At 70.0% G+C, this 12,804-nt stretch carries 12 protein-coding genes; 3 read left to right on the forward strand and 9 right to left on the reverse strand.

Annotated elements, in window-relative coordinates:
- Positions 1 to 3 precede the first annotated feature (3 nt).
- The 9 genes from Ato02nite_RS08890 to Ato02nite_RS08930 all read right to left on the reverse strand — a co-directional run bounded on the left by Ato02nite_RS08890 (position 4) and on the right by Ato02nite_RS08930 (position 9,829).
- Positions 4 to 399, reverse strand: a complete 396-nt coding sequence (locus Ato02nite_RS08890) for a RidA family protein (RefSeq protein WP_213005938.1) — start codon at positions 397 to 399, stop codon at positions 4 to 6.
- Complete coding sequence (locus tag Ato02nite_RS08895; protein WP_213005939.1) at positions 396 to 1,214, reverse strand: alpha/beta fold hydrolase; 819 nt, start codon at positions 1,212 to 1,214, stop codon at positions 396 to 398. The genes Ato02nite_RS08890 and Ato02nite_RS08895 overlap by 4 nt, the downstream gene beginning before the upstream one ends.
- Positions 1,211 to 2,149, reverse strand: a complete 939-nt coding sequence (locus Ato02nite_RS08900; RefSeq protein WP_213005940.1) for a DODA-type extradiol aromatic ring-opening family dioxygenase — start codon at positions 2,147 to 2,149, stop codon at positions 1,211 to 1,213. The genes Ato02nite_RS08895 and Ato02nite_RS08900 overlap by 4 nt, the downstream gene beginning before the upstream one ends.
- Positions 2,149 to 4,272, reverse strand: coding sequence for a hydantoinase/oxoprolinase family protein (locus Ato02nite_RS08905; protein ID WP_213005941.1), 2,124 nt, complete (start codon positions 4,270 to 4,272; stop codon positions 2,149 to 2,151). The genes Ato02nite_RS08900 and Ato02nite_RS08905 overlap by 1 nt, the downstream gene beginning before the upstream one ends.
- Positions 4,273 to 4,376: 104 nt before the next feature.
- Positions 4,377 to 5,189 (reverse strand): IclR family transcriptional regulator, encoded by an 813-nt coding sequence (locus Ato02nite_RS08910; RefSeq protein WP_213005942.1) that lies wholly within the window; start codon positions 5,187 to 5,189, stop codon positions 4,377 to 4,379.
- Positions 5,182 to 6,336: a sugar ABC transporter substrate-binding protein gene (locus Ato02nite_RS08915; RefSeq protein WP_213005943.1), complete on the reverse strand. Its 1,155-nt coding sequence runs from the start codon at positions 6,334 to 6,336 to the stop codon at positions 5,182 to 5,184. The genes Ato02nite_RS08910 and Ato02nite_RS08915 overlap by 8 nt, the downstream gene beginning before the upstream one ends.
- 25 nt (positions 6,337 to 6,361) lie before the next feature.
- The gene (locus tag Ato02nite_RS08920) at positions 6,362 to 7,351 is read right to left on the reverse strand and encodes an ABC transporter permease (RefSeq protein ID WP_213005944.1); all 990 of its coding nucleotides are present in this window, start codon (positions 7,349 to 7,351) and stop codon (positions 6,362 to 6,364) included.
- Positions 7,348 to 8,853, reverse strand: a complete 1,506-nt coding sequence (locus Ato02nite_RS08925) for a sugar ABC transporter ATP-binding protein (RefSeq protein WP_281419709.1) — start codon at positions 8,851 to 8,853, stop codon at positions 7,348 to 7,350. Before Ato02nite_RS08925 ends, Ato02nite_RS08920 begins: the two co-directional genes overlap by 4 nt.
- A gap of 217 nt (positions 8,854 to 9,070) precedes the next feature.
- The gene (locus Ato02nite_RS08930) at positions 9,071 to 9,829 is read right to left on the reverse strand and encodes an SDR family NAD(P)-dependent oxidoreductase (RefSeq protein WP_213005946.1); all 759 of its coding nucleotides are present in this window, start codon (positions 9,827 to 9,829) and stop codon (positions 9,071 to 9,073) included.
- 136 nt (positions 9,830 to 9,965) lie between these two features.
- Between Ato02nite_RS08930 and Ato02nite_RS08935 the strand changes: the two genes are divergently transcribed.
- Genes Ato02nite_RS08935 through dmpG form a run of 3 tightly spaced genes read left to right on the forward strand, consistent with a single transcriptional unit; the run spans position 9,966 to position 12,711 of the window.
- A complete protein-coding gene (locus Ato02nite_RS08935) occupies positions 9,966 to 10,784 on the forward strand; it encodes a 2-keto-4-pentenoate hydratase (protein ID WP_213005947.1) in 819 nt (272 codons plus the stop codon).
- Complete coding sequence (locus Ato02nite_RS08940) at positions 10,781 to 11,698, forward strand: acetaldehyde dehydrogenase (acetylating) (RefSeq protein ID WP_213005948.1); 918 nt, start codon at positions 10,781 to 10,783, stop codon at positions 11,696 to 11,698. Before Ato02nite_RS08935 ends, Ato02nite_RS08940 begins: the two co-directional genes overlap by 4 nt.
- Positions 11,695 to 12,711, forward strand: coding sequence for a 4-hydroxy-2-oxovalerate aldolase (dmpG, locus tag Ato02nite_RS08945; protein ID WP_213005949.1), 1,017 nt, complete (start codon positions 11,695 to 11,697; stop codon positions 12,709 to 12,711). Before Ato02nite_RS08940 ends, dmpG begins: the two co-directional genes overlap by 4 nt.
- The last annotated feature ends 93 nt before the right edge of the window (positions 12,712 to 12,804 follow it).

Genomic DNA, 12,804 nt, shown 5'->3' on the forward strand with positions numbered 1-12,804 from the left:
GTCTCATTCCGCCAGGGCGATCACGTCGAGGACGAAATGCGCGTTGCCGCCGGGGGCCGCGTTGGCGTCGGCGACCTGCACGGCCGTACGGGCCGGCGGGTCCTGGTCGAAGTACTCCATCCAGACCTGGTGGAAGGCGGTCCGGTAGTCCAGCCGGGACAGGTAGAGCGTGACCTTGACGACGTGCCGGAGCGTGAGCCCCTCGCCGCGCAGGATCGCCGTGAGGTTCTCGAAGACCTGCCGGGCCTGCTCGGCGGTGTCGTCGGAGATCCGGCCGGTGTCGGGGTCGCGGCCACGCAGCGCGGACAGGAAGATCAGCCCGCCCGCGCGGACTCCGGTGACCATGCCCGGCATCCGGGCCGGGGCGCCGGGATGGTCGGGCACGGTGCGGCGGTTCATCGTTTCTCCGTGAGGAAGTCGGTCACCAGGGCGGCGAACTCCTCGGGGTGTTCGTAGACGACGAAGTGCCCGGTGTCTGCGCCCCAGACGTGGGCGCGGGCGTCGGGAATCAACCGCAGACCATCGAGTACGCCGTGGACCGGGATCATGCGGTCGGCGGCACCCCAGACGATCAGTACGGGAGCGCGCAGGCCGGGCAGCTCGGGCCGCAGGTCGCTGTTGGCCGACATGGCGAACTCCCGCCGGCTCTCCAGGTGACCGGGTGCGGTCGCCGCCCGGAAGCGCGCCGCGACGAACTCGTCCGTCCGCAGTTCCTCGCGGGGCACGAACATCTCGCACATCCGCTGCATGTTCGCGGCCGACGGGTCCTGGGCGAAGGCGATGAGGCTGGCGACGCCGGGCGTCGGCGGGCCGGTCTCCGGAACCGGGCTGTAGGCCTGGATGATCACCCGGTCGGTGCGGTCGGGGTAGGCCAGCCCGAACCGCAGCGCGGCCGCGCTGAACGCCGATGACCCGTACACACTGGCTTTCTCGATGCCCAGCGTGTCGAGGAAGTCCCGCTTGAGCCGGGCCAGGAACACATCCATCGGTACGCCGTCGCGGCTGACGTGTTTCTCCGACTGTCCGAAGCCGGGCAGGTCGAGCAGGATCACCCGGAACCGCTCGGCCAGCGCGTCGACGGCGTACTTCGTGTTGTCCCACGCGTTCGCCCCGGGCCCGCCGCCGTGCGTGCAGAGCAGGACCGGCCCGGAGCCGGCCTCGTGGTAGTGCAGGGTGATGCCGGCGACCTCGGCGAACCGGCCGGTGGCGGTCACTCGCCGACCTTCCAGTAGCCGACGCCCATGTTCATGATGCCCCGGTAGAAGGTCTCGTCGACCAGCCACTCGGGCCGCACCTCTCCGATCAGGCCGAGCAGGGTGATCCACTGCCGCAGCTCGACCTCGCCGTTGTCGAGCAGCTCCTGCGAGGTCAGCTCCGCGAACCGGTCGATGGTGCCGTCGCGCATCCAGCCCAGGACCCTCCGGTCGAAGTCCTCGCTGATGAAACCCATGTCGGCGGCGCCCTGGTACTCCTCGTACGGATAGCCGGAGCTGAAGTGCGACAACCCGCCGGAACCGTAGGCGATGACCCGCCGGCCGGCGGTGTCGCGGTCGAGGCTGGCGCGAAGCGCCCGGCCGAAGGCCAGGCAACGGCCCGGCGGCGGCGCGGGGGTGTGCACGGCGTTGAGGAAGATCAGGACGACCGGAACGGTGGGCTGCAGCTGCGACAGGATCTGCGCGTGGGCGTGCGAGACGAGCCGGTCGCCGTCGAGCTTCGTGGTCTCCACGACGTCGAAGCCGGCGTCGATGGCGTCGACGAGCAACTGCCGGGCCAGGGCCCGGTCGACGGTGTACTCGCCGACGCCGCCGCGTTCGGTGTCCTCGGAGATGAACCGCTCGCCGGTGTAGATGGCGAACTGCGGCACGTTGTCGACGAAGTGCTCGTGCTGGTCGTCGCCGATCAGGATGAGCGCGTCCGGATGGGCGGCGTCCAGGACCTTCTGAAGTTCGGCGAAGCCGTCCAGCAGGCGCTGGTAGCGCTCCTGGTCGTCGGCCAGGGTGGCCTGGCCGAGCTCGTCCGGGATGCGGGGAAGGCGGCCGTGGCGCCGGGAGTAGCGCTGGTAGCTCACCTCGCGCCGCTGGTCCCACTCCTCCGGCGGATAGAAGGTGTACGCGTGCGACGAGGCCATGGCGGCGATCAGCTGGGACATCAGTGCGCTCCGTTCACGGTGCGGGTGGTGATCACGACGTTGCCTTCGTGGTCGGCGACCGCGGACTGGCCGGGGGCGACCACGGCGGTGGTGCCGAAGTATTCGAGGACGGCCGGGCCGGTGATCCTGATCTGCGACGGCAGGGCCTCGCCCCGGTAGACCGCGGTGTCCAGGGCCACGCCGTCGAAGGTGACGGCCCGGCGTCCGAGCAGCGCTCCTTCGAGCGTGTCGGCCTGCTGCGCCGAACTGGACGATCCGTGCGCGGTCGGCGAGGGGATGCGGCCCTCGACCCGGAAGGTGTTGATCTCGATGCCGCCCTCGGGCAGGCTCGTCCCTTCGCCGTAGAGGCGTTCGTAGCGGCGGTGGAAGTCCGCGGCGAGCTCGTCGAACCGCTCGGCCGTGAGCGGGCCGGGCGGGACTCCGATCGGCAGCTCGTGGACCTGGCGCCGGTAGCGGAAGTACAGCAGCCGGTTCGTGGTGATCGCCGGGTCGTCGCGCAGCTCGGTGCGGCAGCGGCGTTCCAGCTCGGCGAAGCGGTCGTTGATCCGGTCGAGGTCGATGTGCTCGGACGGCACCCGGATCATCGGCGGGGTCCGCTGCGGATCGCTGAGCTGCACCGAGCGGTACTGGTCGGAGGACACCGCACCGTACGCGGAGTGCACCGTCGCGGTGTATGGGATGACCACCGTGGAGATGTCGGCCTCCGGCGCGTACGCGTAGGCGTGCGTGGGCCCGGCGCCGCCGTAGGCGAACAACGCGAAGTCCCGCGGGTCGTGCCCCTCCTGGACGGTGGCGCTGCGCACCAGGTCGGCCATCTGGTTGTCGGCGACCTTCCGGATGCCGGCCGCGGCCTCCGGCACGGTCATGTTCAGCGGTTCGGCGACGTGCTTGGCGATGGCCTCCTCGGCGAGATTCCGATAGAGCGGGAACGCGCCGCCGAGGAAGTTGGCCGGGTCGATCACCCCCAGCACCACGTCGGCGTCGGTGACCGTGGGACGGGTGCCGCCCTTGCCGTAACAGGCCGGTCCGGGCACCGCGCCCGCGCTCTCCGGCCCGACGGTGAGGATGCCGTCGCTGTCGACGCCGGCGATGCTGCCGCCGCCGGCACCGATCGCGGTGACCCGGATCTTGGGCACCGCGAGGTGGTAACGGCCCTCGATGCTGCTGGTCGCGGTGAGCGGTTCGCCGTCGACGATCAGCCCGACGTCGAAGCTGGTGCCGCCCATGTCGCCGGTGATGACGTTGCGGTAACCCAGCCGGGCGGCCAGCGCCGCCGAGGCCAGGACTCCCCCGGCCGGACCGGAGGTCAGCATCTCGACGGCGCGCCGGCCGGCCTGACGGGCGTCCATCACGCCGCCGGCCGAGTCCATGACGGTGAAGTCACCGGTGAAGCCGGCGTCGCGCAGCCGCGACTCCAGCAGCTCCACATACCGGCTGATCACCGGGCCGAGGTAGGAGTTGACGATCGTCGTGGCGGTGCGTTCGTACTCGCCGATGACCGGGGCGACGTCGCTCGACGTCGTCACGAACACGTCGGGCCACTCCTGGCGGATGATCTCGGCCGCGGCCAGTTCGTGTTCCGGGTTGACGAACGACCACAGGAAACAGATCGCCATCGAGCGGACGCCGGCGTCCCGCAGTTGCCGGACGGCCGCGCGGACGCCGTCCCGGTCGAGGGCGACGATGGCCTCGCCGGCGAAGTCGTGCCGCTGGTCGATCTCCCGGATATGGGTGCGCTGCACCAGCGGCACCGGGTTGCGGCGGCGGCTGTAGTGACCCGACAGGTCACCGGCCCCGGTCCACGAGCCCATGGACCGCTGAATGAGCAGGGTGTCGCCGGCGCCCCGGGTGGTCAGCAGACCGGTCACCTCACCTTTGCGCTCGATCAGCGCGTTGGTGGCGGCGGTCGTCCCGTGTGCGAAATAGCGCACCGCGGCGGTGAATTCGGCGACGGTCATGTCGTTGGCCCGCGCCGCCGCCTCGAATCCGTGCAGAACACCGAGACTTCGGTCTTCCGGAGTGGTCGGCAATTTGAAAAGCGCGACGTTGGACTGGTCGTCGACGACGACCATATCGGTGAAGGTGCCACCGATGTCGGTCCCGACCGAGAAAGTACGGGCCACTGTCGTTACCTCCAAAAGGGGGGCGGGAATTCAGCGTAAGGAGCCCGTAATCCGCTCTGCAATACGCCGATCCGCCTGGCGGAACGCAAATTTATGGTGCGCGGCTACTCGCCGGAATCGACACCGTATTTGGCCATCACATCGCGCATCTGTCCGCTGATGTGCGTCATCTGCCGCGAATTGCACCGCACCGACGGCGCGACCACCGCGATGACACCGATCGGCCAGCCGGCCTCGAGCACCGGAACACCGATCCCGACGACCCCGAGGTTGAACTCGTCCTGCTCGGTGGCGTAGCCCCGCTCCCGCGACAGCTGCACCTCCTCGGCCAGCCTGGCCCGGTCGGTGATGCTGCGCGGGGTCCGGGCCACCAGGTTCAGCTGGTTGATGATGCGGTTGGCCGTCTCGGCCGGCCAGGCCGACAGCGCGGCCTTGGCGATGCAGCCGCAGGACAGGTGCGAACGCCGGCCGATCGGGGACAGCACGGTGAGCGAGTGCTCGGCGTCGATCCGATCGACGACCAGGACGGTCCGGTCGCGCCAGTCGACCTCCGCGGTCAGGACGGTCTCGCCGGTCAGCCGCGCGATCTCGGTCGCCACCGGTTTGCCGATCTGGAGCAGCGTGGAGGAGTTGCTGGCGAACCGGGCCAGTTCCACCACCCGCATGCCCAGCATGTAGGAGCCGTCCTCGGCCTGCCGCAGGAAGCCGTAGTCGATCATCGAGGTCGCGATCCGGTGCACGCTGGCCTTGGGCAGGCAGGTCGCGTCGGCCAACTCGTGCAGGGCCAGCCGCGGGTGCGCGTCGCTGAACGCGGTCAGGATGTCGAAAGCCCGCTCCACCGCGCGCACGCCGGCCCGGCGTTCCCGGCCCGCACCGCCGAGGTTGGTCATCGCGCCCTCCCCGACGAGATCATGCACCGGACCACAGCTTGGTGTACACGTCCTTGTAGGTTGTCGGCCCGAACCATTCGCCCGACTGCTCGCCGGCGGCGTCGAGGTTCTTGACCTGGTCAATGTTGGTGCGGTCGAAGACCCGCAGCGGGATGGCCGTGTCGGCCGGAACGTCGAGCCCGAGCGCCATCCGCATGATCGAGTCCGCGTTGGCCCAGGCCTGGAAATTGTAGTGCGCGGCCACATCGGCGTAGAGGTAGTTCTTCGCGCGAAGGAGCTGGAGGCCGCCGAGCAGGCCGTTGGTGCTCACTCCCTTGACCTTGCTGAGAAAGCCCGCCTGCTGGACGCCGGCCATCGTCGGCTGAAGAATCGTGTCGAATTCGGTCCACAGGTAGTTGGTATCGGGATTGCGGAGCAACGCGCTGCTGGTGGATGACGGAATGAGCGAGAAGTTCGCGCTCGAAACCTTGTTCACCGTGTTCTGGCAACCGCCGCACGCGGACTGCAGGGTCTTGAACGCGTGGTCCTCGAGGTACGCGATCGTATTCGGCGAATCGGTGAATTCCTGAGTGAGGATCTTGGCGGAACCACCCGAGTCCGCGGCGATCCATTTGGCGGCCATGTTCTGCATCTGAATCGCGTTGCCGGGCTCGTAGGCGAGCAGTTTGTCGTCGGTCTGCCCGGCCGGCCGCAGCTGGTTCACGATCAGGACCGGGATCTTCGCGGTGCGCAGGGCGGCGAACGCGTTGGCGGCCAGGCCGACCGGGAGAGCGTCGGCGATCACGCCCGCCGCGTGGGCGGCCAGCGCCTGGTTCAGGCAGGCCGCCGCGGTCGACGGGTTCGCTCCACCGTCGCACGCCTGCACGGTGACGCCGACCCCCTGGAAGGCCTCGCTCAGCGACTTGCTGACGATCTGGAAGGACTCGGCCTTCAGCGTGATCGGGATGTAGTACACGGTCTTGCCGCGCATCGTGGAGGCGTCGAAGCCCGCCGTGGGTGTCGCGAAGGTGGTGACCTCCGCGCGGGCTGCCTCGACCTCCGCGGACAGCGCGGAGTTCTGGCTCTTGCCGCTCTCCGCCGGCGTGGTCGTGGAGCTGTCCGCGCCGCCGCAGGCGCCGAGCATGGCCAGGGCGGTCACTGCCGCAGCCGCACCGAGGAATCGAGATATCGACATGGGAAGCCTTTCTGAGAGGGGAGCGCTAGACGCGGCGCGAGCCCGCGCGGCGTCCGAGGAAGGTGGAGATGGCGACGGCGACGATGAGCACGCCGCCGTAGAAGACGTTCGCGACCCAGCCCGAGCCGGTGAGCAGCTGCAGGCCGAGAATTCCGGTGGAGAGGAAGTAGACGGCGATCCAGGAGCCGACCGGGTTGAACAGGCCGGGCTGCACGACCGCGGTGCCGAGGAACGCCGCCGCGAACGCCGGGAGCAGATATGTCGCCGATACGGTCGGGTCGAAGCCGCCCAGCGCGGCCGCGGTGAGAACACCGCCGACCCCGCAGAAGGCGCCGGCGGCGAGGAAGCCACCGAACCGGATCCGGTTGACCGGGATCCCGGCCAGGCGGCTGACCTCGTGGCTCGCGCCGACGAACCGCAGATGAGTGCCGAGCGGGGTGAAGGCCAGGACGTAGCTGAAGACCCCGATGGCCACCACTCCGTACCAGAACGAGGCGGGCAGGCCGCCGACGGAGTAGAGGGCGATCTTGGCGAAGTCCGGGTCGAGGCCGGTGACCAGCGTCAGATCCGAGATCCACAGCGCGATGCCGGTCAGGAACGTACTCATGCCGAGCGTGACGACGATGGTGTTGATCTGGCCGAAGACGATCAGGGCGCCGTTGACCGCACCGACGGCCACGGACACGGCCACCGCGGCGAGGCTCGCGGCCCACACGTTCCAGTGCTGATTGACCGCGAGGACGGAGACCAGCATGGCCGACAGGCCGAGGTTCGCGGCGATGGACAGGTCGACGAACTCCCCGATGGTCAGCGTGCACAGCAGCGCCAGCACCAGGAACAGCAGAGTGCCCTGGGAGTTGAGGATGGTCTGGAAGGTGCTGGCCCGCAGGAAGGTCTGCGGCTCGGCCACGCCGTAGACGACGATCAGCAACGCCCAGACACCGATGAGGGCGAACCGGGGCGCCCCGATCCGCAGGCGCCGGGTGAGCGCCGGGGACGACATGGTGTCGGTCATGAGCTTCTCCTGGAGGCACTGGGGTCGAATTCACGGGCGAAGGTGGCGTCGACGATGTCGTCCTGATCGATCTCGCCGGTGAGCTCGACGGCGATCCGGCCGTCCCGGATGACCAGCACCCGGTCGCAGAGGATGGCGAGTTCCTGCGGATCGGACGCGGCGACCAGGAGCGCACTGCCGGTCGCTGCCAGCCGGCGCAGCGCGGCGACGATGTCCTGCCGGGCGCCGACGTCGACGGCCTGGGTCGGCTCGTGCAGCAGCAGGAGTTCCGGCCGGCCGGCCAGCCATTTGGCCAGCAGGACCTTCTGCTGGTTGCCGCCGCTGAGGCTGCCGACCGGCACCTCGGGGTCAGGTGGCCGGATATCGAGCGCACCGACGAATTCGTCGACCTCGGCCGTCTGCCACGCTGTCCCGGTCCACCACGCTCGCCCGACGGCGGTCAGGCGGGGCACCGTGATGTTCTGCCGGACGGACAATCCGAGCGCTAGGCCCTGCTGGACACGGTCCTCGGGGATCAGCGCCACGCCCGCTTTCATCAGGGCAACCGGGCTCGTCTCGGGCAGGGCAAAGGTGCGCGCGCCGATCGTGAGCGTCCCCGATCGGACCGCGGCGGTCCCGGCCAGCAGATACGGAATCCGCTCGTAGCCGGATCCCACCAGGCCGGTGACGCCGACGATCTCGCCACGGCGGATTTCAAGATCAACACCTTCCAGATCCCGTACGCGAACAGCCGTCGCGGAATCGGGCGGATTGCCCGCGTCGCCCTGCTGCCTGGCGACCGAGATCGAACGGCCGAGCATCGCCCGGGTCAGTTCCGCCTCGCTCGTGTCCCCCGTACCGGCACCGGCCAGGACCAGTTCGCCGTCGCGCAGGACGCTCACCCGGTCGGCGTGGTCCAGCACCTCCTCGAGCCGGTGGGAGATCATCAGAACCGAGGCGCCGTCGGCCATGACGCGGCGCAATTGTGCGTAGAAGCGGGTCAACGCGTCGCGGGTGAGCGCCCGCGTCGACTCGTCGAAGACGATCAGCCCGCGCCCGGGCCGGTGATCCTGCAACGCCCGGCCGATCGCGACGGTGGCGCGGTCCTCGGCGCTGAGGTCGCCGACCAGTGCGGTGGGGCGCACCGCGCTGCCCAGCCGGGCCAGGACGGCGGCCGCGGCCTGCCGTTCCGCGCTCCACCGGACCCGGCGGCCGAAGCGCGTCGCCTCGAGCCGGCCCAGCCGCAGGTTCTCGGTGACCGTGCGGCTCTCCACCAGCCCCAGGCTCTGATGCACGACCGACAACCCGTGCCGGCGCCGCTCGGCCGCCGAGATCGGCAGGGCCACCTCGGCCTCGTCGATGAGCATCCGGCTGCCGGCGTCCGGCGCGTGATAACCGGTCAGGATTTTAATCAGCGTCGACTTTCCCGACCCGTTCTGGCCGACCAGGGCATGCAATTCCCCGGGTGCCACTTGTAGATCGACACCACGTAAAGCGCGGAACGGCCCGTAACTCTTCGACACATTCAGCGCGCGCAGCCTCGGCTCAGGTACCAAGGAGACCCCTCACAGGCGTTATTCGGCATGGCGAATTACTCGCCGCGGTCCCGTTGTGCGTCGCGTTCGCCGGAGCGACGACGACGTTTCGGGAACGTTTCGAAGTGTGAACACGGTCACTCCTGCGGTGGGCCGCCCGCAAGGAGTGAACGGGACGGGCGTTCCGCGGTGCGGAACGGAACGGCTAGACGACCGCTCCGCCCGAGACGTGGATGACCTGGCCGGTGATGTGCCGGCTCGCCGGGCGGCACAGATGCGCGACCAGCGAGGCCACCTCGCCGGGTTCGGCGGCCCGGTGGAAGAGGTTGCGTTCGGCGCCGTGCGTCAACAGGTCATCCAGGACTCGCGGATCATCCGGGACCGAATCGGTCATCGTGAGACCCGGCGCGACCGCGTTGACGCTGATGCCGTATCGCGCCAATTCGGCGGCGGTATTACGCGTCAGTCCGCCGATGGCGGCTTTCGTGCACGCGTAAACCGGGCTCCCGCCGCCGGCCGTATAACCGGACGCCGAACTGATGTTGACGATCCGTCCGCCACCGCGTGCGCGCATCGACTCGGCGGCGAATTTGGTGAGAAAAAGCGCGGACCGGAGATTTACGGCGACCAGCTCGTCCCACAACTGATCGGTCACGTCGAACAATCCCGTACGGGAGAACAGACCGACGTTGTTGACCAGAATGTCGATACCGCCGAAGTGGGCCACCACGGTATCGACCGCGGCGGCCGGCGCCTCCCGCTCCGCCAGATCGGCGGTGACGGCGAGGCCGTGACCGCCGGCCCGGCCGATCTCCGCCACGACGGCGGCGGCCCGGTCCGGTGCCCGGTCGACGACCGCGACCGGGCATCCGAACTCCGCCAGGGCCAGGCAGATGGCCTTACCGATCCCGCTGCCGGCCCCGGTCACCAGGGCGACCTTCCCCTCGAGCGATGACACTGACATGCGCCGAACCTCCCGCGTTTCGCGTGCGTTTCCCCGCACTCTGCGGCCCGTCACGGCGCGTTCACCGGCTCCGCGTTCCGCCCCGCGGAACGCCGTCTGTTGCGGGTCCCCGCCCCGCGAGTGCGACAGTCCAGGCATGATCCTTGACGGCGCTCCACCGTCCGCCGCTCTCCGGCAAGCCGCTGATCAGCTGCGGCGAAGTCAGTCGACGCGGATTCCCGGTCCCCCCGTGCGACACCTGCTCCCCGACGCCGCACTGTCCACCGGCTACGCCGTGCAACGGCTGCTGACCGGCGCACGGCTGGCCGACGGGCACCGCGTCGTCGGCCGCAAGATCGGACTGACCTCTCCGGCGGTGCAGGCCCAGCTCGGCGTGGACCAGCCGGACTTCGGTGTGCTGCTCGACGACATGGCCCGCGGGCCGGACGAGCTGATCGACATCACCCAACTGCTGCAGCCGCGGATCGAGGCCGAGATCGCCTTCGTTCTCGACGCGGATCTCGACGCCGACGACGTGGACGCGGCGAGCGCACGAGCCGCCGTCGGCGACGTCGTTCCGGCGCTGGAGATCGTGGACAGCCGGATCGCCGGCTGGGACATCACCCTGGTCGACACCGTCGCCGACAACGCGTCGAGCGGTCTCTACGTGCTGGGTGCCGCCACCGGCCGCCTCGGCCACCGCGACCTGCGCGGGGTGACGATGACGATGGCCGACGGCAACGGCACGACGGTCAGCGCCGGGGACGGTGCCGCGTGTCTCGGCGACCCGGTCGACGCGCTGGTCTGGCTCGCCCGCACGGCGAAGGCGTACGGCGAGCCGTTGCGGGCCGGTGAGGTGATCCTCTCCGGCGCCCTGGGGCCGATGGTGCCGGTCGCACCCGGCTCGTCCTTCACCGCCGACCTGACCGGCCTCGGCACCGTGCGGGCCCGCTTCAGCGAGAGGACGGCCGGATGAGCAAGGTCGCCGTGATCGGCTCGGGCAACATCGGCTCCGACCTCATGCTGAAGATCATCCGTCTTTCCGGCACGCTCCGGATGGGGGCGATGGTCGGCATCGACCCCGACTCGGACGGGCTGGCCCGCGCCCGCCGCATGGGCGTGCCGGCCACCGCCGAGGGCGTCGACGGGCTGATCGCCCTGCCCGGCTTCGAGGAGATCGAGGTGGTCTTCGACGCCACGTCCGCCAAGGCGCATCGGGCCAACGCGGCGAAGCTCGAGCCGTACGGGAAGATCCTGATCGACCTGACGCCGGCCGCCATCGGCCCGTTCGTCGTGCCCGCCGTCAACCTCCGTGACCACCTGGGCGCCCGCAACGTCAACATGGTGACCTGCGGCGGACAGGCGACGATCCCGATCGTGGCCGCCATCTCGCGGGTCGCCCCGGTGCACTACGCGGAGATCGTCGCGTCGATCGCGTCGCGATCGGCCGGACCGGGCACCCGGGCGAACATCGACGAGTTCACCGAGACCACATCCCGGGCCATCGAACGCGTCGGTGGCGCCACCCGCGGCAAGGCGATCATCATCCTGAACCCGGCCGAGCCACCGATGATCATGCGGGACACCGTGCTCTGCCTGACCGGCGACGCGGACCCGGACGCGATCCGTGCCGCGATCGGTGCGATGGTCGCCGAGGTCGCCCGGTACGTGCCGGGCTATCGACTGAAACAGGCCGTCCAGATCGCCGCGGTCCAGGACGACGAACCGCTGCACACCCTGGTCGGTGACGTCCGGCCGGCCTGGAAGGTGTCGACGTTCCTGGAGGTCGAGGGCGCGGCCCACTATCTGCCCGCCTACGCCGGCAACCTCGACATCATGACGTCCGCCGCCCTGCGAACGGGCGAGCTGCTCACGGAGACGGGCCGATGACCGACCAGTACCTCTACCTCCAGGACGTCACCCTCCGGGACGGCATGCACGCCGTACGCCATCGGCTGTCGCCCCGACGCGTCCGCGAGATCGCCGCCGCCCTCGACGCCGCCGGGGTGGACGCGATCGAGGTCGCGCACGGCGACGGCCTGGCCGGCGCCAGCCTCACCTACGGGCCGGGCAGCAGCACCGACTGGGAGTGGCTCACCGCGGCCGCCGAGGTCGTCCGCAGCGCCGTGCTCACCACCCTGCTGCTGCCCGGGATCGGCACGATCGGCGACCTGCGCAGGGCGTACGACCTCGGGGTGCGCTCGGTCCGCATCGCGACCCACGCCACCGAGGCCGACATCGCCGTCCAGCACATCGAGACCGCCCGCGAACTCGGCATGGACGTCGCCGGCTTCCTGATGATGAGCCACCTGGCGCCGCCGGCCGAGCTGGCCGGACAGGCGCTGCTGATGGAGAAGGCCGGCGCCCACTGCGTCTACGTCACCGATTCCGGCGGACGGCTGACCATGAACGACGTCCGCGACCGGGTCCGCGCCTACCGCGCCGTGCTGCGCCCGGAGACCCAGATCGGTATCCACGCGCACGAGAACCTGTCCCTCGCGGTGGCCAACTCGGTGGTCGCCGTCGAGGAAGGCGTGACCCGGGTCGACGCGTCCCTGGCCGGGCAGGGGGCCGGCGCCGGCAACTGCCAGATCGAGGCGTTCGTCGCGGTCGCCGACCTGCACGGGTGGAAGCACGGGTGCGACCTGCTCGCGCTGCAGGACGCGGCCGACGACATCGTGCGCCCGCTGCAGGACCGGCCGATCCGGGTCGACCGCGAAACGCTGACGCTGGGGTACGCCGGCGTCTACTCGAGTTTCCTGCGGCACGCCGAGCGGGCCGCCCGCGACCACGGCCTCGACACCCGGCAGATCCTCATCGAAGCCGGCCGCCGCCGGCTCGTCGGCGGCCAGGAGGACATGCTCGTCGACATCGCGCTGGACCTCCGTTCATCAGCCGGGTAGCCACAGCTCGCCGACCGGCGCGTGGTGCTGCCGACCTCATGGTCGGGCTCATGCGAGTCTGTGACACTGCGGAGGACGGCCCGCCAAGATCCG

This window comes from Paractinoplanes toevensis (genome assembly GCF_018332695.1).
In the GTDB taxonomy this organism is placed as follows: domain Bacteria; phylum Actinomycetota; class Actinomycetes; order Mycobacteriales; family Micromonosporaceae; genus Actinoplanes; species Actinoplanes toevensis.